Raw genomic sequence first — 19,280 nt, 5'->3', positions numbered from 1 at the left:
GCCTGTCGCCATCCCGTCGGCACCGTTCTGCTCTTGAACCCGGTCGCGATCGGGGCGTCAGGACGGAGCAGTTTGGTTTCACCGGTGGACGGCTCAGCTGTCGCCTATTCTTGACGACCTTGGTGAATGTGTAAACTTTTTTTTACACTTTCTGCCTCAAAAATGTGCGAGCCGGCAAACCGGGAAATGCGTGCGGCCCCGCAGATTATTCGGAGCGGCCGTGTTGCTTGAGGTAGGCGATGTTGTCGGAGATCTCTTCGTCTTTCCTCAGTCCTGCGAATCCCATTCTGGTGCGTTTTCCCATCTCGCAGGGTTTGGCGAGATAGACTGTCAGCATTTCCTCGGGAGACCTTGCCATTCCTGCCGACAGGAATGCTCTCTGTGTTTCTTGATGAATTGTTGCGTAGCCTGATCCGATTGAGATCAGTCTTTGTCTTCCGCGCAGCCCACCGATCGGCTGTTGTTTCACAAGAGCGATAGGACATATGCTGCGCCGAGTTGTTTTGTTGACAGACAGGGGCCATGAATGGCTGCGGCGACTTTTGCATTCCTTGTTTTCCTTGCTGCGATGAGCGGCGCCGTGTTCAAACCAGGACCTTGGTACGACACGTTGCGAAAACCCTCCTGGACCCCGCCCAAATGGGCCTTTCCGACAGTCTGGTCGGTTCTCTATGTCATGATCGCCTATGCCGGATGGGACATATGGACCAGGGCCGGCTGGTCGTTCGCACTGTTGTTGTGGGCCGCGCAGCTGATATTGAACGGCGGCTGGTCCTGGATCTTTTTCGGATTGAAGCGCATGGATCTGGCGCTGTTCGAATTGGGCCTGCTCTGGCTCGCGATCGCGGGTTTCATCCTTGCGGCCTGGCCGATTTCCACGCTCGCGTCGCTCCTGTTTGTTCCCTACCTTCTCTGGGTCAGCACGGCGGGATTGCTCAACTTTTCGGTGTTGCGGCTCAATGCGGCGGATTGATCCTTCAAGCGGCCGTTGACGTCGAGCAGGTGTGCAAAGAGTGAAAGAGTAAGGAAGACAAGCACCCAGCCGAGCGAGTCGCCGCGGAGCGCCAAAGCCAGTGCTGCCAGAAGGAAGGTTCCGGCAAGAGCGCCGCCTGCCAGAGCCTTGAACCGAGCCTTCGGCCTGTGCGACAGGATGCTGAGAAGCAGGGTTTCCAGCCAGAGGATCGCGATGGCCGCGAAGGCCAGCCATCCCGTTTCGAGCCAGGCAAACAGCACACTCATTTCTGACCTGCCGGGATGCGAAGCAGTTGTCCGAGATCCTTGAAGAAAACGCGCATGTGCGCGAGCGGATCACGCCGAACGAGTTTCTTGTTCAGGTAGGATTCCCAGGTCAGGCGCTGAACGTCCGGGTCGGCGCACATGGTCACGAAGCGTTCCCGGAAGCGATCGCTCCGGTACCAGACGCTTTGCATGATCCCGAGAATGAAGAAGATCCGGCCATGATCCTTCATGAAGCGCTTGCGGACCTGGCGAAGGTTCGATGCCTTGCCGGTGGCAAGGCAGGACGCAACGGCCTCCGCGCTCAGTTGGCCGCACAGCATGGCGTAGTAGATACCTTCGCCTGAGGACGGTGCAACGGTGCCTGCCGCATCGCCGATCAGCAGGACATTTCTGCCGTTGTCCCATCGGCGCATGGGTTTGAGAGGCAAGGGAGCGCCTTCGCGGCGAATGATACGCTGTCCTTCGAGCATTGATGCCTTGCGAAGCTCCGCCGTCGCGGAGCGCAGATTGTGGCCTTTGACGGCGGACCCGGTTCCGACGGATGTGTGCTCGCCGTGCGGAAACACCCAGCCATAAAAGTCCGGTGAGATCCGGCCGTCATAGACGACGTCGCACCGGTCGCCGCGAAACCCGGCGGACGTGGTGTCTTCAGGGCTTTCGATGATTTCGTGATAGGCGAACACGTAAGGCGGTTTCTTGCTCCTGGGGAACATGAAGCGTCGAACGGCGGAATTTGCGCCATCTGCGCCAATCACGTATCTCGCGGAATGCGTGATCTTTGCCGCCGCGGTCCCGCACCTTGTCGGTTCGACGGTGAGTGACAGAACGCCATCGCCGCTTTCCTGCATGTCTACCAGCTTGCCGGTCAGCCGCGTCGCGCCTGCGTCTGCCGCACGTTCACGCAGGTAGGGATCGAACGTTGCCCGGTCCACCATGCCGACAAAGCCGATATCGCCGATCCGCATTTCCACCGATTTCCCGGACGGGGCAATGACCCTCGCCGCGTTCGCCTTTGAAACGAGCATGTCCTGGGAAATCGAGAAGTCCTTCAGCGCGCGCGAGGGAATCGCGCCGCCGCACGGCTTGATCCGGTTGTCGGGATCCACAAGCAGAACGGAATAGCCGGAAACTGCAAGCGCTTCGGCTGCAATCGCTCCACTCGGACCACCGCCGACAACCGCGACGTCGAATATGGTATCCATGCCTGACCTCCCAGATTTGCTTCGGTAGAGTGCGGTTGCCGGTCTATTCGGCAGGCACAACAGCCGGTGACGTGCCACGTTTGATCTCGGCCCGGGGCGCCGTTCGGACGCCGATGCGCAGCGCAACAAGCGCCGACATCAGGAACAGCACTGCTTCCAGCGCAAATACGAATGTGAAAGCTGTCGCATCGTTGCCTGTGGACCATCGTCCCAGTGTCAAAACGATCGTGCCGGCCACGCCACCCAGGCCGAATGATATAGCCTGAGCTGCTCCCCAAACGCCCATGCGCACACCTTCGTTGGAGGTTTTGCCAGATCCTGCAAGAACCATCATCGTACCGACTGCGGCGACCGCAAAAGCGCCGTTCATGAAACCGAGAGCGAAGATGTTCGCTTCCAGTGGCCAGGCCGGTGCGAAGGATGCGGAGATCGACAGGAAGGCGAGTGCAACGCCGGAGCCGAGACAGCCGGAAACGATGAAGAACTTGATCAGACCGGGTTTGCGCTTCGAAAACAAGCCGCCTGCAATACCCACGAGTGCCATCCCGAAGAAGACACCACCGTGCTGGGTTCCCGACAGTTTGGTTGTTTCGCCGGGGGGCATCGCGAACAGGAGACCCGCATAGGGCTCCAGAATGAGATCCTGTGTGGAGTAGGCGAGCATCGACATGAAGATGAACAGCGTCAGCAGACGTGCTTCCGGATCGTTCCAGACCTCCCCGATACTCTCCTTGAAGCTGCCGGCATTCCTTCGATCCTGGTCGCTGATCAGTGTCGGCTGCTTCTCGATCCCGGCAATTGCGAGTGCGGAGATCGACAAAACGACCAGCCCGGTTATCGCGGTCACGGCAACAAGGCGCACATGGGTGTAGGGATCCAGATTGATGCCCGTTAAGATCGACGTGACGACAATTCCCGCGATCATCAGCATCCACGTGATCGTCGCCGCCGACGCGCGCCGTTCAGGCGCGGTCTTGGCTGCCATCAGGGCGAGAAGAGATGTTCCGCTTGCCCCGATACCAATGCCGATCAGGGTGTAGGCGGCGATAGCTGCGGCAAGCCCGACGGCGTAAGACGTTTCGAACAAAAATGTTGTCCCGGCAGCGGCCGTTCCGCTGACGGCCAACAGAGCCAGTCCGCCAAGGATCCATGTCGTTCTTGACCGTCCGACATCCGACCGGTGTCCCCACAAGGGGCGGGACAACTGGACCGCATAATGAATGCCGACCAACAGGCCGGGGATGATCGCTGCCAGGCTCAGTTCCACGACCATGACCCGGTTGAGCGTCGAATTGGTCAGCACGACAATCGAGCCAAGCGATGCCTGGACCAGGCCAAGGCGAACGATCGCAAACCAGCTTAATCCCTGGACCTTTTGCTGCGACGCTGCGCGACTGGCGACTTGGCGAAACATCGGAAATCTCCCCTACATCACAGAAAGGCGGGTTGCGTGAGCGTGCGCAGTCCAAAAGCCGAAATCATCATGCCGGTGACATAAAGTCCGACGCCGATCGCCGAGTACCAGACGGCAAACCTGACCGGATCCCGTACAAACCGGACCATGCAGACGATCTGCAATGCCAGCAGCACCCCGATCGCGATCGCGAAGAGCGGTAATCCGACAAACACCAGCAATGCACAGACACCTGCCTGGGTCGCGGCCATGATGATGCTGGCAATCGTGGCGGCCGGCCGCGCGCCATGGAGAACGGGCAGGGTCTTGATGCCCATTTCCCTGTCACCCGCGATTGCCTTGAAATCGTTCAGCGTCAGGATGCCATGCGCTCCGATGCCGTAAAGCAGCGAGACAATCCAGATCGGTGCATTCGGGGACAGTCCGGTCATGACGGTTGCCGCCGTCAGCCAGGGCAAGGTCTCGTAGCTGAAGCCGACGACACCGTTTCCGATCCAGCCGTTTTGTTTGAAACGCAGGGGTGGCGCGCTGTAGCCCCAGGCAAAGCACAATCCGATCAGCGCGGCTGCAAAGATGAGCGCGCCCAGCATCGCGGCGACGATCATCGACAGTGCCGACATGATCAGGGCGACGTAGAGCCCCCATTGGCCGGGCATGCGACCAGAGGGAATAACGCGATCAGGTTCATTGATGGCGTCGACATGGCGGTCAAACCAGTCGTTGACGGCCTGGCTGGTTCCGCAAAGAAGCGGACCTGCGAGCAGAACGCCGCAAAGAACGAAAAACCAGCGGTCACCGAAATTTGCACCGGTGGAGATCGCGCCGCAGGCGTAGGCCCACATCGGCGGAAACCAAGTGATTGGCTTGAGCAAGGCAATGACAGCGCCCGATGAGGGCCAGCTGTCTTGCGGTCGGTGCCGGGTCAGTTCCATGGCGAGAATGGTAGGCTCGCCGCCCAAAAGTGTCAATTAAAATTGACACTTTTGGGCAAGGCATTCTGCCTTTTGTCATATGGAATTTACGGTGAGGATCTTTGGAGCAGCAGGTTCCGGGTTAGGAACCGGGGCGGTAGTTTTCAAGTCCGTGCCTGCGGAGCTTGATGTAAAGGCTCTGCCGGGAGAGCCCGAGCATTTCGGCCGCACTCGCCCTGTTGTTGTTGGTCTGGTCGAGGGCCGCCTCGATGCAAATTTTCTCAACGACGTCGAGGGACTCTCTGATCAGCTCCTTGAGGGGAACCTTTCCGACAAGGCTTGCAAAGCCTTCGGCCTGCTCCGGGGTTGCCGGGGTGCGCAATCCGACGCGCTCGGTCTTGGCCGCGTGCGGGACGATTATCAGTTGCACCGTTTCCGATTTCGGATCGCCATGAGCGGAGACGGTCACCGTCTGTTCGCCGCCAATGCTGTCATTCAGCACAGTCGTATATCCACGCACCGTCCTCTCGTCGCTCGTCCTGGCATAAAGCACGTTCAGGTCCACAGCGGACTTGCCAATCCAGTTGCTGGCATTCCTTCCGAGAACCTGATTGAGCGTCGGCGCCTGAACGAGATCCAGAAACAGTGCATTGGCCGAAATCAGATTGCCGTCATTGTCGGTTTGAATTGCAGCTTCGGGAAGGGCGTCAAGATCGACAGCGGCAAAGCCGGGTACGCTTTCGCCTGCATGGCGCTCCGACTGGGCGGCGTCATCCTCAGACCAGAGCGTCAGAATAAGGTTGGCCGCGCCGTTCTCCCGATAGGCGCGCAGCTTTGCCTGCAGTTTCGTCCCTCTTGCGCTCGTCAACGCGTCAACGACAACGGTTTCGCCGCTGTGCCTTGCCTCACCGATGGCATCTCCCAGCCTGTCCCGGTCCTGCTTGTTGAACAATTCGCGCACGGGCTTGTTGATCAGGTTGCCGGAGTTGCCGGCCAAGAGGGCAATTGCGGCGGAATTGGCTTCAAGAACCGTCCTCTTTTCACCGTCAAGCATGATGTCGGCGGTTTCCGCGAGCTTGAATGCGGTCCTGTATCTTGCCTCGGCCTGCCGCAAATCACGATAGTCGGCTTCCATGGCGATCTGCGCTTCTACCAGCCGCTGCTGGTCCTGCATCTGTTGCTGCATCTCGCGGCCAACGACGATGGTGAACGGCAGTCCCTTTTTGGAAAAAGAGGAATAGGCGACCGGCAAATCCGGTTTGCCCGGAGCGCTGTGGTTGACCTGGTACCCGCGGGCCGGCCGCTTCCGACCCGGCTTGAGCATGGCGTCAATCTTGGAGACGGATTCGATCGTAACGCATTCACGGAGCGTCTTGCCCACGAAGCTATCAAGTCCATAGGCGTCAAAATCCGGGTTCTCGAAATGTGAGTGGGTAATCTTTCCGTTCTTGTCGACCAGGAAAACAATATCGGTTCCCAGCCCTATCAGCGAAACCAGCCCTTCGGCCTCGAGTGTTTTCTGCAGTTCACCCGCGACCTCAATACCTTGCTGTCCGCTATTAGGGGCGCGTGGGGTCATGGGTTTCGCCAATCAATCCTTCTTGTTTTTGCGTGGTGTCCGCTGTGGACCTTGGGCGGGACAAAATCCATTTTTTCCAAATTGTTGAAATTATCCGCAATTTTAACCGCTGAATACGCAGTATCGCAAATGCAGTCAATCCCCATTTCCACAAGGAACTCAACCGATTCGAGTGCAGCAACTCCACCTGCAATCAAGGATTGATTTCCATCGGGTGCATACAACCTGATATCGTCAACCAATTGCCTTACCTGTGGTCTGAGGCGCGTGTTGCTCCAGCCAATACAAATCGCGTCGGCCCTGCCAACGACACCTGCAAACTCCTGCCGCGACGGCTGATCGTGCGTAAGCACCTGATGTTGCCACCCGAATGCCTGAAAAAACGCGCCCGTCAAATAGGCCATCAGGCTGTGTTGCTCGTCCTTGGGAAGAAGGATCGCCGCGAATGGAGCGGGATGGGCGCTGATACGGTCAGCGGCCTCCAAGGCCAGCGCTTGAGCGAGATCCTGCAATCTCGTGGAGGCGATTGTGACATCAATGAAACTGGATGTGTCCTCAGACCATTCCCGGCCAAGCTGTCTCGCAACGGCCTCAACTGCAAGGACCTTGAGCGCTGGCGGTGAATTGGCCGGCAGTGCGTTTTCAAGGCAGGAGAGCAATTGATCGAGCCGGTTGCCAGGTTCCAGAATGAGTCGGTGGAGACCGGCAAGCGCATCCTCGTAGCGGGGGTGGTTTTCAAGGCCTGTGTCCAGGTCAACAGACAATTGCTCAGCTGTCATAGCTGCCACCGGCCCTTCAATAAGGTGACGAAGCTTGTTCTTGTCGCTTCTGTGCAAACGGTTTCGTTTTAGCACCTGTGCGTCACGATTGACAAAAGTTTCAGTGCAGGCGTCAGTTCTCGACTGTTCGCGCTCTTCACCCGATGTGGAACCAATTGTGCCGGTTATCCTCACTTTGCATCGGGCCTCCCTGACCGTTGCCGTTGGGACATGCACGCAAGTCTGCCCCTCTTGCTTGCTGCAACTGCGAGCGGCCTTAGCATGACTCTGTTATGCGTGAGTGTAAATAAAAATATACGTCATGTTTAGTTGACACTTTTGCGCCAGAAGCGTTACGCTTCCTTATCTGCCGGACCCTGCTTTCTGGGTTCGGGGGGAGGAGCACATGTCGTTAAGCGAAGCAGGTAAGGCGGTCGAAGCTACGGTGCTGTATACCGAGCAGGAGCGGAAACGGCGTGACGCGAGCGTTTGGACACTGGTTCAGGGAATACTCGCTCCGGTCCAGTTCTTCGTCTTCCTGATCAGCCTCGGATTGATCCTCTATTTCCTGACAACCGGCAAAGGACAGGGGCCCGCGGAGATCTCTGTCGTCATCAAGACGCTCACGCTTTATGCCATCATGGTGACGGGCTCAATCTGGGAAAAGCATGTCTTTGGCTGCTATTTGTTCGCGCGGCCCTTCTTCTGGGAAGATGTCTTTTCGATCCTCGTGCTGGCGCTGCACACAGCCTATCTGGTGGCGCTCTTTACCGGCAGTCTTGCCCCGTCGCATTTGATGTGGCTCGCGCTTGCCGCCTACGCGACCTACATCGTTAATGCAGGTCAGTTTGTCTGGAAATTGCGTTTGGCCCGCCTGGATCAGGCTTCGCGGGAGGCGGCCAGAGAGCGTGAAAACGCCTCCGCCCCGGGCGGCCTGCAAGTTGCGGGGTCGGTGCAATGAACCAGCCCTTCCGACCTGGATGCGACAGGCCTCTGCCCATTCGAGAGCGCGGGCAGCACGAGGTCTTCTGCGGACTGACTTCGATCATCTGGCTGCACCGCAAGGTGCAGGATGCCTTCTTCCTGATTGTGGGATCCAGGACCTGCGCCCACCTGATGCAATCGGCTGCCGGCGTGATGATCTTTTCGGAACCACGCTTTGCCACCGCGATCATGGAAGAGCGGGATCTGGCCGGGATGGCCGACATGCACGACGAGCTCGACGGCGTTGTCGAAAAGCTGCTGGCGCGGCGGCCGGACATCAAGATGCTTGTCCTGGTCGGCTCCTGTCCGTCGGAAGTGATCAAGTTCGACCTCGGCAAGGCCGCGGAACGTCTCAATCGTGTTTACGCGCCGCAGCACCGGGTGATCTGCTATTCCGGCAGCGGAATTGAAACGACCTTCACTCAGGGCGAAGACAACTTCCTGGCTGCTCTCGTTCGCGATGCACCTGCCTCCGGTGCGCGGACAGACGGACCTCCGCTCGTTGTCGCCGGTTGTCTGCCCGATGTTGTCGAAGACCAGTTCCGGCGCCTTTTCAGCAATCTTGGCATCGAGCATGTCCATTTCCTGCCTGGCCGGACAAGCGGCGAGATGCCGGTCATCGAAGCGTCCACAAGATACGTGCTCGCGCAGCCCTATCTCGGGGCGACCGCGCACGCACTGGAGTCGCGCGGGGCGCGCAGGATCAATGCCATTTTTCCGCTTGGGGAAGAGGGAACCACCTGCTGGCTGAAAGCGATCGCCGATGCCTTTGGTGTTTCCGATGCGCATTTCGAGGCCGTTGTCGCAGCGCCGCGCAAGCGTGCGCGGTCAGCCCTGGATCACTATCGGCATCTGTTGTGCGGCAAGCGCATCTTCCTGTTTCCCGACAGTCAGCTCGAACCTTCGCTGGCCCGGTTTCTGAGCCGCGAAATCGGCGCGGAGATCGTCGAGGTCGGCAGCCCGTACCTGCATCGTGACCATGTTGCGGGCGAGCTTGCGCTTCTGCCGCCGGGCGTTTCTCTTTCCGAAGGACAGGATGTCGACCTGCAGATCGACCGCTGCCGCGCGGCCGACCCGGACCTGATCGTTTGCGGTATGGGGCTTGCCAATCCCTTCGAGGCGGAGGGCCGGCTCACGAAATGGTCGATCGAGTTCGCGTTCACGCCTATTCAGGGATACGAGCAGGCCGGCGATCTGGCCGAGCTCTTTGCGCGGCCTCTGATACGCAGGACCGCCCTGGCTGGCGAAACCGCGAGAGAGGAGGGCGCGCCGTGCAGCTGAGCATGTGGACCTATGAAGGCCCGCCGCATGTCGGTGCGATGCGCATTGCAGCCTCCATGGAGGGTTTGCATTACGTCCTGCATGCGCCGCAGGGCGACACCTATGCCGATCTTCTTTTCACGATGATCGAACGCCGGAAATCCCGTCCGCCGGTGACCTACACGACGTTCCAGGCGCGCGATCTGGGCGCGTCCACGGCCGACGTTTTCAAGTCGGCCTGCCATGATGCCGTGGACAGGTTCATGCCGGAGGCGCTCCTGGTCGGCGCATCCTGCACCGCCGAGCTCCTGCAGGATGACCCTGGCGGGCTCGCCAGAACGCTTGATCTCGACATCCCGGTCGTGCCGCTCGAGCTGCCGTCCTACCAGAAGAAGGAATACTGGGGCGCGTCGGAGACATTCTACCGCCTGGTCCGTGCGTTCGCCGGCAACCGGCAACGGCCTGAAAACATTGCTCCAAACAGCTGCAACATTCTAGGGCCGACGTCGCTGGGCTTCCGCAACCGGGATGATGTCCGCGAGATCACGCGTTTGCTGAGCGAAAACGGCCTTGATGTCCGGCTTGTCGCTCCGCTTGGAGCGCGGCCCGCGGATCTTGCGCATTTGCCGGACGCTGCCTTCAATATCGTTCTTTATCCGGAAATCGCCGAAACGGCGGCGCGCTGGCTTGAGAAGGCGCACGGCATGCCATTCGTTTCGACCGTGCCGATCGGTGTTGAGGCAACACGGCGTTTCATCGGCGAAGCGCGTGCGCTTGCGGGTCTGGATGACATGCCGCTCAAGGGTTTCGAGGCGGATCGGCTGAGCTGGTACTCGAAGTCGATCGACAGCAATTATCTTACCGGCAAACGTGTCTTCATCTTTGGTGACGCCACACATGCCATTGCAGCAGCCCGGATCGCCAGCAACGAACTCGGCTTCAAGGTCTGCGGTCTCGGGACCTACATGCGCGAATTCGCGCGCGATGTCCGGGCCGCGGCGCGGGAATACGATGTCGAGCCGCTGATCACAGACGATCATCTTGAAGTGGAAGAGGCAATCGTCGAGGCCCGTCCCGAACTGGTGCTCGGGACGCAGATGGAACGGCACATTGCAAAGCGGTTGCGTGTTCCCTGCGCGGTGATTTCGGCGCCGGTGCATGTCCAGGACTTTCCCGCACGCTATTCGCCCCAGATGGGCCTTGAAGGGGCGAATGTCATTTTCGACAGCTGGGTTCACCCGTTGATGATGGGCCTGGAGGAACACCTCCTGTCGATGTTCCGTGATGATTTCGAATTCAACGATGGTGCGGCTGCGTCGCATCTTCATGCGCACAGTCCTGCCACGGACGAGGTTCGGGCAGGGCATGACGTTCTTGAGACCGGAGCGGTTGGCGAAGAGGCGATCAACATTCCTGTCACGGCGTCGCTCTGGACCGACGAGGCCGAACGCGAGCTGAAGAAAGTGCCCTTCTTCGTACGTGGCAAGGCCCGCCGCAACACAGAATCGTTTGCCGCTGACAAAGGCATTCACCCGATAACCGTGGAGACGTTGTACGATGCGAAAGCCCATTTCGCCCGATAGCGGCCGCTCCATTCGGGTGGTCTTCGTGACGTTGGACAATCATGTCGTTGCTGCGGTCGATGACGCACGCGCTCGTTTGAAAAAAGAGCTCCCGGGTCTCTCGTTCACCGTTCATGCGGCGACCGACTGGGCTGACAATCCCGAAAGCCTGGCCACGTGCCGAGAGGCGATCCGGACCGGCGACATCATCATCGTCTCCATGATTTTCGTCGAGGAACACGTCAAGGCTATCGCCGATGTCCTCGAGGAGCGCCATCTGAATTGCGACGCCATGGTCTGTTGCATGTCCGCCGGCACGATCATGAAATACACGGCGATGGGCCGGTTCCGCATGAGTGGCGAGCAGAAAGGCCCGCTCGCGCTGCTGAAGAAATTACGCGGCAGCAGTTCCCGCGGTGGCAAGGAAAGCGGCCGGACGGCCGGAGAGCGGCAACTTGCCATGCTGCGGCGCTTGCCGAAGCTCCTGAAGTATATTCCGGGGACCGCACAGGACGTCCGCAATTACTTCCTGACGCTGCAATACCGGATCGCGGCTTCGGATGAAAACATCGCCAACATGGTGCGCCTGCTGGTCAGCAAATACGCGTCCGGCGAGCGCAAGCCGTTGCGGTCGTCCGTTTCCGCCAAGTCGCCTGAAGAGTATCCGGACATGGGTCTCTATCACCCCAGGGCAACGCCAAGGGTGGTCACAGAGCTGAAAGATCTGGCAAGGGTTTCGCAGGCCAAAGGCACGATCGGTCTGCTCCTGCTGCGCACCTACATCCTCTCCGGAGACACCGGCCACTATGATGGTGTGATTGCAGCGCTGGAGGCCCGTGGCTTCAACGTGGTTCCGGTGTTCTGCTCAGGGCTCGATATGCGTGCGGCGATCGAGCAATACATGACAGATGGCAGCGGGAATTCGACCGTTGACGTCTTGTGCTCCCTGACCGGTTTCTCGCTTGTCGGTGGCCCGGCCTACAGCGATGCCGCCGCAGCTTCAGATACGCTTCAAAAACTCAATGTCCCTTATCTTTCCGCCTGCGTCACGGAGTTTCAGACGCGGGATGGCTGGCAGGCGTCAACGCAAGGATTGACGCCGATTGAGACCACGCTGATGGTCGCGATTCCCGAACTTGATGGTGCCGTCGGATCGATGGTCATCGGTGGACGCGCAGCCTCGACCAGGTCTACGGAAACCTGTATTTGCGCACGCCAGCTGGGAACCTGCCCTTCGGGCCGGGCCTGCATGCGTCCCGACGACGAACGGGTTGGTCTTCTGGCTGATCGCATAGCGGCAATGGCCGGGCTGCGCCGTACGCCGCGCGCGAAACGCAAGATCGCCGCGACACTTTTCAACTATCCGCCAAATGGCGGCAACATCGGCACAGCGGCTTTTCTTGCCGTTTTCGAGAGCCTTCTTGAAACCATGAAGCGGCTGAAGGCGGAAGGCTACGATGTCGAGGTGCCGCAAGATGCCGAGACGCTCAAGGACATGCTGCTGACCGGAAATGCGGATCGTTTCGGGACAGAGGCCAACGTTCACGCCACGGTCAGCGCTGACGATCACGTCCGACAGGAACCGTTTCTTGCCGATATCGAGGACCAGTGGGGACCTGCACCGGGACGTATCCTCAGCAATGGCCGCGGCATACATATTCTCGGCCGTCAGTTCGGCAATCTGTTGATCGCGCTGCAGCCACCCTTCGGGTACGAGGGCGATCCGATGCGTCTCCTCTTTGAAGGCGGCTTTGCACCGAACCATGCCTTCGCCGCCTATTACACCTATTTGCGGGAGACATTCAGCGCGGACGCAGTTCTTCATTTCGGGACCCATGGCGCACTGGAATTCATGCCCGGGAAGCACACCGGATTGTCCGGAACATGCTGGCCGGACCGTCTGCTTGGCAGGTTGCCGAATTTTTATTTCTATGCGTCGAACAATCCCTCGGAAGGCTCGATTGCCAAGCGCCGCTCGGCCGCAACGCTGATTTCCTATCTGACGCCATCGATTACCGAAGCCGGTCTCTACAAGGGGCTGCACAGTCTCAAGGCGAGCCTGGACCAATACCGCTCAACAGCACCGGATGCGCATGCCGAGCGCGAGCGGTTGCTCGACGTGATCCGTGTTCAGGCGGAGGAACTGGATCTGGGGGGAGACGCAGAGGGGCTCTCTACCGAGGAATTCGTACAACACCTCGTGCATGAAATCACGGAAACGGAATACGCACTTATTCCGCATGGATTGCATGTCGCCGGTCGCGGCATGGAACAAAGCGAGCGTGCTGAAACGCTTGCCCATATCGCCTCCGCGATGCCGGAAAATGAACGCATCGGCGACGCGTCCAAGCTCTGCAGGCTGATTGTTGCCGACGACGATGCGGCGCTTCAGGAAGCCGTGTCGGATCTTGACGATCAGGCAAGCGAAACCGTCCGGCACCTGAAGGCAATCAACGATAACCTGAAATCGAATGAAGAGCTCGATGGCCTGGTGGGTGCGCTGGACGCCAGCTTTGTGCCGCCTGCGCCATCAGGCGATCTGTTGAGAACACCGGACCTGCTGCCGACCGGGCGGAACCTGCACGGGTTTGATCCCTTCGGCATTCCGAGTAAATTCGCGCTGGAAGACGGCGCGCGACAGGCTGCTCGCATCCTCGATCGACACCTTAAGAGTGATGGCCAGCTCCCTGAAACAATTGCGATTGTCCTGTGGGGGACCGACAACCTTAAAACCGGCGGTGCACCGCTCGCTCAGGCCATGGCGCTCATGGGTGCGCGGCCGAGGCTGGACGCCTATAACAGGGTCTGCGGCGCGGAACTGATCCCGCTTGAAGAGCTGAACCGCCCGCGCATCGACGCAGTCATGACGCTTTCCGGCATTTTCCGCGACCTGCTACCGATCCAGGCAAGCATGCTGGCCGAGGCAAGCTATCTCGCAGCGACGGCGGACGAGCCCTCGGACCAGAACTTTATCCGCAAACACGCGCTTGCCTATTGCGAGGCCAACGGTTGCGATCTGGAGGCCGCCGCCTACCGTGTCTTTTCCAATGCGGACGGTGCCTACGGGTCGAATGTCAACATGCTGATCGGGTCGTCCGCCTGGACCGACGACGAGGAGATCGCTGAGACCTACACCAGCCGGAAAAGCTTTGCGATCAACCGCAAGGGCAAGACCAGTCATCAGGCAGAGTTGCTCGACGCCATACTGGGCGAGGTCGACATGGCCTACCAGAACCTGGAATCGGTCGAAATCGGCGTGACGACCATCGAGCAGTATTTCGACACGCTGGGGGGATTGTCCAAGGCGGTTTCCAAAGCCAGGGGCGGTGCCGAAATTCCGGTCTACATTTCTGACCAGACACATGGAGACGCCAAGGTCAGAACCCTGGGCGAACAGGTGGCGCTGGAAACAAGGACGAGGACCCTCAACCCGAAATGGTTCGAAGGCATGCTTCGGCATGGCTATGAAGGTGTGCGCCACATCGAGGCCAACGTGACCAACACGCTGGGCTGGTCGGCAACGACCGGCGGTGTCGATCCCTGGGTCTATCAGAAGATAACCGAAACCTACGTTCTCGACGAAGACATGCGCCGGCGCCTCGCAGACCTCAACCCGGCTTCGGCGGCGCGTGTCGCGTCACGGCTGATGGAAGCGCATGAGCGCAACTACTGGCAACCGGATGCCGAAACGCTGGAAGCCCTGCAACGGGCCGGCGAGGAACTGGAAGACCGGCTGGAAGGCCTGGTGACGGAGGCAGCCGAATGAATATCTACACCCATCCGAAGACCGCCGAGCAAGAGGCGCGCCAGGCCGCGAAACTGCGCGAACGCGCGGACGGCGAAGGCAGTGTCCAGGTGCATCTCGATCCGACGATGGAAATTGACGGGGCCAAGGTCTTCGCGATTTACGGCAAGGGCGGGATCGGCAAGTCGACGACTTCATCAAACCTTTCCGTCGCCTTTTCCAAGATCGGCAAGCGCGTGCTTCAGATCGGCTGCGATCCAAAGCACGACAGCACCTTCACGCTGACGAAAAGCCTGATCCCGACCGTCATCGACATTCTCGAACAGGTCGACTTCCACACGGAGGAACTGCGCCCCGAGGACTACATGGTGGAAGGCTATAACGGCGTGCAGTGCATCGAGGCCGGTGGGCCGCCTGCCGGGACCGGTTGCGGTGGCTATGTGGTCGGCCAGACCGTCAAGCTTTTGAAGGAACACCACCTTCTGGACGACACCGACGTGGTTATCTTCGACGTTCTTGGCGATGTCGTCTGCGGTGGCTTTGCTTCACCGCTGCAGCATGCCGAGCGCGCGGTCGTGGTCGCCGCCAATGATTTCGATTCCATCTTCGCCATGAACCGCATCGTTGCGGCGATCAAGGCGAAGGCGAAGAACTACGAGGTACGCCTCGGCGGCGTCATCGCCAACAGGTCACGCGAAACGGATCAGATCGACCGGTACAACGCTTCCGTCGGGCTGAAGCGACTGGCGCATGTGCCCGATTCCGATCACGTCCGCCTGAGCCGTCTCAAGAAAAGCACGCTTTTCGAGATGGGCGACACGGCGGAAATCGCCGCCATTCAGAAGGAATATCTCCAACTCGCCGAACAGCTTTGGGCGGGTACGGAGGCCTTGAGCGCTGAACCCATGAAGGACCGGGAGATCTTTGAATTTCTCGGATTCGAGTAAGAGGGCTGACACGACGATGACACGGGCCAACTACCTGCAGCGGATCGGTGAGATCGAACACTATTTTGATCGCACCGCGCTGGATGCCTGGAAAAAGCTGACGGGCGATCAACCTGTTAGCGGCATTCGTGCAACCGTGCGGCAGGGCCGGGAAGACATGCGCAACACGCTCGCCTGTTGGCTGCCGCAGGACTTGACCGGCTGGCGCATTCTGGATGCCGGATGCGGGTCCGGGGTGCTGTCGCTCGAGCTCATGGCCCGCGGGGCGGATGTGGTTGGCATCGACCTGTCCGCCCGCATGATTTCCTATGCGCGGCAACGGGTGGCGGACCAGCGCGCTGCCGACAGCTTGCCGCAGGCGGGCTCGGTCGAATTCAGAAGCGGCGACATGCTTGACCTGACTCTCGGCACTTTCGATGCCGTGGTCGCCATGGATGTCCTGATCCATTACGCGCCGGAAGATGCCAAGCGGGTCCTGGAAAGCCTGGCGATGCGCACCCGGCGCAGTCTGCTGTTCACCCTCGCGCCAAGCTCCCATCTGCTGCGGGCCATGCTGATGGTTGGCAAGGCCTTTCCGAGGGGAGACCGGGCGCCTGCCATTTATCCGACTCATCCCGAACGGCTCGTGCACCAGTTCGTCCAGCAACCGCATATGACCGGCTGGTACGCAGGCCGCACACATCGGATCTCCGTCGGGTTCTACACCTCTCAAGCGATGGAGGTGGTCCGGTCATGATGCTGAACGCCGCAAACAGGAAGATGATCGCGCTCTGGCAAAAGGCCGGAACGCGCTTCATGCCGTTTGCGGATGCAGCCTCGGAAGACGTGCCCCTTTCCCGTTTGCTGCGGCTCGCCCTGTTCCAGGTATCGGCGGGCTGTGTGCTTGTTCTTTTGACCGGTACTTTGAACCGGGTTCTGATCGTCGAACTCGGCGTTTCGGTTGCGCTTGTCTCCGCCGTGGTCGCGATACCCGTGCTCGCAGCCCCGCTGCGCCTTTTGATCGGATACCGGTCCGACACCTACAAGTCGGTGCTCGGCTGGCGGCGCGTCCCCTATATCTGGTTCGGTAGCCTGCTGCAGTTCGGCGGTCTCGCCATCATGCCTTTTGTGCTGCTGCTCCTGCACACGCAGACCGTCGGTCCCGGCTGGGCCGGACCAGCCGGTGCAGCGTTGGCGTTCCTTCTGACCGGGTTCGGGCTCCACACCGCACAAACAGCGGGTCTGGCACTCGCAACGGATATCGTGCCGTCCGCGAAACGGCCCCGGGTCGTCGCGCTGCTCTATGTCATGCTGCTTGTCGGAATGATCTTGGCCTCGGTCTTCTACAGCATTTTCCTGGTCGATTTCTCGCACAAGCAGCTGATTCAGGTGATCCAGGGGACGGCCCTGTTGACCCTTGTGCTCAATGTCATCGCGATCTGGAAGCAGGAAGCACGGGACCCGAGCCGGACCGCGTCCGACAGGAAGCTGGCCGGGTTCTTCGAAGCTCTCTCGGACTATCGCGCACACCCCGGTACCATGCGGCTGTTGCTGGCCGTGGCGCTCGGATCCGCTGCCTTCTCCATGCAGGACATCCTGCTTGAACCATATGGCGGCGAAATCCTCGGAATGAGCGTTGCGCAGACGACGCTGCTGACAGGCCTCTGGGCTGCCGGAACCATGGCCGGTTTTGCCTGGGCCGCCTACAGCCTGAACCATGGCGCGCACATGTACCGCGTGGCAGCGCGCGGGCTGCTCATCGGAATAGCCGCGTTTTCAGCCATCATTCTCGCTGCGCCGCTTGGCGTGGACGCGCTGTTCTTCGCAGGCGCGGCGGGGGTCGGGCTCGGCGGTGGCCTGTTTGCCGTTTGCACGATGCTGGCGGCAATGGGAATCTGCAAGACATCCGACAGCGGCGTCCTTGTCGGGGCCTGGAGCGCGGTTCAGGCAACCGCCATCGGCGTCAGTCTGCTTCTGGGCGGGGTTATCAAGAACGTCGTAAATGCGCTTGCCTTCGAAGGCGTTCTCGGTCCGGCGATGAACAGCGCCGGTACCGGATATCTCTTTGTCTATCACCTTGAAATCGGACTTCTGTTTCTTTGCCTGGCGGTTCTTGGGCCTCTGACTGGCCTTCGCTACAGGCAAACCGAGGAAAGTGACACGCGATTTGGACTGGCCGAACTGCCGGGGTGACCCCGCACGGCCGAGAACTGAATGGAGGAATTGACATGACCGGTTCCCTCGGCGGCAGCCTGGATGTCGCGCAAGTGGTGCTCTATGCGTTCTGGATCTTCTTTGCAGGCTTGATCTGGTACATCCGCCAGGAAGACCGTCGTGAAGGCTATCCGCTGGAAGACGATCTCACCGGCAAGTACAGCAAGGACCCCTGGCTGTTCGTGCCGGACAAGAAGACCTTCGTTCTGCCGCACGGACAGGGCGTCAAGAAAGTCCCGGATCTGAAGCGGGATGAACGCCCCCTCAACGCCAAGCGAACGGCGAAAGGACCGGGTTACCCGCTCGTGCCGGAAGGCAATCCGCTTCTAGCCGGTGTTGGCCCCGGATCATGGGCCGAACGCTCCGATACGCCCGATCTGACCGCCCATGGCGATGCCCGGATCGTGCCGATGCGCACGGCGGAAGGCTTCGATATCGCAGAAGGCGAGACCAATCCGATCGGGCTCACGGTCATCGGCTGCGACGGCAAGGCTGCCGGAACGGTCAGGGATGTCTGGGTCGACCGCGCGGAACATCTGATCCGCTACTACGAAATCGAGGTTGAGGGCGGGTCGGCCAGCACGCTGTTGCCGAACAATTTCGTCGTGATAAAGGGCGGCAATGCCCGGGGAAGGGCGCCTCATCTTTACGTCCATGCGATCACGTCCGGACAGTTCGCGGATGTTCCTGCACGGGCCAAGGACGAAACGGTGACGCTGCTCGAGGAGGACAAGATCGCAGCCTATTTCGGTGCGGGCCTTCTCTATGCGCTGCGTGACCGTCAGGAGGCGTTCCTGTGAAACAGTTTGTCACCCGGGAACATGAACTTGAGCCCGTGCCGGGTTTGCCGGGGACCCTTCCGGAAGGCGAACAAATGCTCTGGCAGGGCCGCCCGTCCGCGCGCCTTGTGGCAAGGCACGTTCTCAAGAACCGCTGGATTGCAGGGTATTTTCTTGTGCTTGCGATCTGGGCCGTCGTCGGCGGGCTGTACGATGGCAGGCCTCTTGCCGGCATCGTGTTTTCCGTTGCGGTGCTCACTGCGCTGGCAGCCATCGTGATCGGCATGCTGGAACTGTTTGCCTGGGGAGTTCACAAGACGACGCTTTACACGATCACATCAAGCCGGGTTGTGCTCCGGTTCGGTGTGGCGTTTTCGATCACGCTCAATCTGCCGTTCAAGCAGATTGGCGCGCTCGCTCTGGCTGACCAGGGCAAAGGCGCGGGCAATGTGGCGATCCAGCTGTTACCCGGGCACCGCCTGTCCTGGCTGGTCCAATGGCCGCATGTGCGCGGCTGGCGGTTTGCCAACGTCGAACCCAGCCTGATCTGCCTGACGGACGCGAAGAAAGCCTCGGATGTTCTGGCGCTGGCCCTCAGTCAGCATGCCTCCGTGCATTCAGGACACGCGCGGCTGACACAGGCCGGCCCCGCCAAGGGGACGCATGCCGGACCGGCGGCAGTGGAAGCGGCGGAGTAGGAGGCGGAA

The 19,280-nt window shown here is 60.1% G+C and carries 17 protein-coding genes; 10 read left to right on the top strand and 7 right to left on the bottom strand.

What is annotated here, in order from left to right; all coding sequences use genetic code 11:
• Positions 1-205 precede the first annotated feature (205 nt).
• Positions 206-358 carry a c-type cytochrome gene (locus ACO07N_RS27280; RefSeq protein ID WP_421984012.1) on the bottom strand — a complete coding sequence of 51 codons (153 nt, stop codon included), beginning with the start codon at positions 356-358 and terminating at the stop codon, positions 206-208.
• Between the two features lie 168 nt (positions 359-526).
• Here ACO07N_RS27280 and ACO07N_RS27275 point away from each other — a divergent pair, with 168 nt between their 5' ends.
• The gene (locus tag ACO07N_RS27275) at positions 527-973 is read left to right on the top strand and encodes a TspO/MBR family protein (RefSeq protein WP_421984011.1); all 447 of its coding nucleotides are present in this window, start codon (positions 527-529) and stop codon (positions 971-973) included.
• On the opposite strand, the gene ACO07N_RS27270 is transcribed toward ACO07N_RS27275, so the two are convergent.
• The 6 genes from ACO07N_RS27270 to ACO07N_RS27245 all read right to left on the bottom strand — a co-directional run bounded on the left by ACO07N_RS27270 (position 904) and on the right by ACO07N_RS27245 (position 7,298).
• A complete protein-coding gene (locus ACO07N_RS27270; RefSeq protein ID WP_421984010.1) occupies positions 904-1,239 on the bottom strand; it encodes a hypothetical protein in 336 nt (111 codons plus the stop codon). The two genes, ACO07N_RS27275 and ACO07N_RS27270, sit on opposite strands and share 70 nt — an antisense overlap.
• Complete coding sequence (locus ACO07N_RS27265; RefSeq protein WP_421984009.1) at positions 1,236-2,441, bottom strand: geranylgeranyl diphosphate reductase; 1,206 nt, start codon at positions 2,439-2,441, stop codon at positions 1,236-1,238. The genes ACO07N_RS27270 and ACO07N_RS27265 overlap by 4 nt, the downstream gene beginning before the upstream one ends.
• Before the next feature lie 43 nt (positions 2,442-2,484).
• Positions 2,485-3,855 carry a BCD family MFS transporter gene (locus ACO07N_RS27260; protein ID WP_421984008.1) on the bottom strand — a complete coding sequence of 457 codons (1,371 nt, stop codon included), beginning with the start codon at positions 3,853-3,855 and terminating at the stop codon, positions 2,485-2,487.
• A 17-nt stretch (positions 3,856-3,872) separates the two neighbouring features.
• Positions 3,873-4,787 (bottom strand): chlorophyll synthase ChlG, encoded by a 915-nt coding sequence (gene chlG / locus ACO07N_RS27255; protein ID WP_421984498.1) that lies wholly within the window; start codon positions 4,785-4,787, stop codon positions 3,873-3,875.
• A 121-nt stretch (positions 4,788-4,908) separates the two neighbouring features.
• Positions 4,909-6,345 (bottom strand): transcriptional regulator PpsR, encoded by a 1,437-nt coding sequence (ppsR, locus tag ACO07N_RS27250; protein WP_421984007.1) that lies wholly within the window; start codon positions 6,343-6,345, stop codon positions 4,909-4,911.
• Positions 6,342-7,298 (bottom strand): cobalamin-binding protein, encoded by a 957-nt coding sequence (locus tag ACO07N_RS27245; RefSeq protein ID WP_421984006.1) that lies wholly within the window; start codon positions 7,296-7,298, stop codon positions 6,342-6,344. The genes ppsR and ACO07N_RS27245 overlap by 4 nt, the downstream gene beginning before the upstream one ends.
• A 211-nt stretch (positions 7,299-7,509) precedes the next feature.
• On the opposite strand from ACO07N_RS27245, the gene bchF reads away from it, so the two are divergent.
• From bchF to puhB, 9 genes are read left to right on the top strand one after another with little or no spacing between them, the layout of a single operon-like run.
• Positions 7,510-8,064, top strand: a complete 555-nt coding sequence (gene bchF, locus ACO07N_RS27240) for a 2-vinyl bacteriochlorophyllide hydratase (protein ID WP_421984005.1) — start codon at positions 7,510-7,512, stop codon at positions 8,062-8,064.
• The gene (locus tag ACO07N_RS27235; RefSeq protein ID WP_421984004.1) at positions 8,061-9,368 is read left to right on the top strand and encodes a ferredoxin:protochlorophyllide reductase (ATP-dependent) subunit N; all 1,308 of its coding nucleotides are present in this window, start codon (positions 8,061-8,063) and stop codon (positions 9,366-9,368) included. Before bchF ends, ACO07N_RS27235 begins: the two co-directional genes overlap by 4 nt.
• Entirely contained in the window at positions 9,359-10,930 is a 1,572-nt protein-coding gene (gene bchB, locus ACO07N_RS27230) for a ferredoxin:protochlorophyllide reductase (ATP-dependent) subunit B (protein WP_421984003.1), read from the top strand. Before ACO07N_RS27235 ends, bchB begins: the two co-directional genes overlap by 10 nt.
• The gene (locus tag ACO07N_RS27225; protein WP_421984002.1) at positions 10,905-14,675 is read left to right on the top strand and encodes a magnesium chelatase subunit H; all 3,771 of its coding nucleotides are present in this window, start codon (positions 10,905-10,907) and stop codon (positions 14,673-14,675) included. Before bchB ends, ACO07N_RS27225 begins: the two co-directional genes overlap by 26 nt.
• Positions 14,672-15,601: a ferredoxin:protochlorophyllide reductase (ATP-dependent) iron-sulfur ATP-binding protein gene (gene bchL / locus ACO07N_RS27220; RefSeq protein WP_421984001.1), complete on the top strand. Its 930-nt coding sequence runs from the start codon at positions 14,672-14,674 to the stop codon at positions 15,599-15,601. Before ACO07N_RS27225 ends, bchL begins: the two co-directional genes overlap by 4 nt.
• A gap of 16 nt (positions 15,602-15,617) precedes the next feature.
• Positions 15,618-16,337, top strand: coding sequence for a magnesium protoporphyrin IX methyltransferase (bchM, locus tag ACO07N_RS27215; RefSeq protein ID WP_421984000.1), 720 nt, complete (start codon positions 15,618-15,620; stop codon positions 16,335-16,337).
• Complete coding sequence (locus tag ACO07N_RS27210) at positions 16,334-17,773, top strand: BCD family MFS transporter (RefSeq protein ID WP_421983999.1); 1,440 nt, start codon at positions 16,334-16,336, stop codon at positions 17,771-17,773. The genes bchM and ACO07N_RS27210 overlap by 4 nt, the downstream gene beginning before the upstream one ends.
• A gap of 35 nt (positions 17,774-17,808) precedes the next feature.
• Complete coding sequence (gene puhA, locus ACO07N_RS27205; RefSeq protein WP_421983998.1) at positions 17,809-18,594, top strand: photosynthetic reaction center subunit H; 786 nt, start codon at positions 17,809-17,811, stop codon at positions 18,592-18,594.
• Positions 18,591-19,271: a photosynthetic complex putative assembly protein PuhB gene (puhB, locus tag ACO07N_RS27200; RefSeq protein WP_421983997.1), complete on the top strand. Its 681-nt coding sequence runs from the start codon at positions 18,591-18,593 to the stop codon at positions 19,269-19,271. The genes puhA and puhB overlap by 4 nt, the downstream gene beginning before the upstream one ends.
• The last annotated feature ends 9 nt before the right edge of the window (positions 19,272-19,280 follow it).

Source organism: Roseibium sp., from assembly GCF_965229775.1.
Taxonomy (GTDB): domain Bacteria; phylum Pseudomonadota; class Alphaproteobacteria; order Rhizobiales; family Stappiaceae; genus Roseibium.
The sequence above is the reverse complement of the archived record's forward strand: the minus strand, read 5'-3'. Positions and strand labels throughout refer to the sequence as shown.

Bases quoted from the DNA above. Each gene is read 5' to 3' on its own strand.
- ACO07N_RS27280 (WP_421984012.1), bottom strand. From the start codon at position 358: ATGGCAAGGTCTCCCGAGGAAATGCTGACAGTCTATCTCGCCAAACCC.
- ACO07N_RS27275 (WP_421984011.1), top strand. From the start codon at position 527: ATGGCTGCGGCGACTTTTGCATTCCTTGTTTTCCTTGCTGCGATGAGC.
- ACO07N_RS27270 (WP_421984010.1), bottom strand. From the start codon at position 1,239: ATGAGTGTGCTGTTTGCCTGGCTCGAAACGGGATGGCTGGCCTTCGCG.
- ACO07N_RS27265 (WP_421984009.1), bottom strand. From the start codon at position 2,441: ATGGATACCATATTCGACGTCGCGGTTGTCGGCGGTGGTCCGAGTGGA.
- ACO07N_RS27260 (WP_421984008.1), bottom strand. From the start codon at position 3,855: ATGTTTCGCCAAGTCGCCAGTCGCGCAGCGTCGCAGCAAAAGGTCCAG.
- chlG (WP_421984498.1), bottom strand. From the start codon at position 4,787: ATGGAACTGACCCGGCACCGACCGCAAGACAGCTGGCCCTCATCGGGC.
- ppsR (WP_421984007.1), bottom strand. From the start codon at position 6,345: ATGACCCCACGCGCCCCTAATAGCGGACAGCAAGGTATTGAGGTCGCG.
- bchF (WP_421984005.1), top strand. From the start codon at position 7,510: ATGTCGTTAAGCGAAGCAGGTAAGGCGGTCGAAGCTACGGTGCTGTAT.
- ACO07N_RS27235 (WP_421984004.1), top strand. From the start codon at position 8,061: ATGAACCAGCCCTTCCGACCTGGATGCGACAGGCCTCTGCCCATTCGA.
- ACO07N_RS27225 (WP_421984002.1), top strand. From the start codon at position 10,905: ATGCGAAAGCCCATTTCGCCCGATAGCGGCCGCTCCATTCGGGTGGTC.
- bchL (WP_421984001.1), top strand. From the start codon at position 14,672: ATGAATATCTACACCCATCCGAAGACCGCCGAGCAAGAGGCGCGCCAG.
- bchM (WP_421984000.1), top strand. From the start codon at position 15,618: ATGACACGGGCCAACTACCTGCAGCGGATCGGTGAGATCGAACACTAT.
- ACO07N_RS27210 (WP_421983999.1), top strand. From the start codon at position 16,334: ATGATGCTGAACGCCGCAAACAGGAAGATGATCGCGCTCTGGCAAAAG.
- puhA (WP_421983998.1), top strand. From the start codon at position 17,809: ATGACCGGTTCCCTCGGCGGCAGCCTGGATGTCGCGCAAGTGGTGCTC.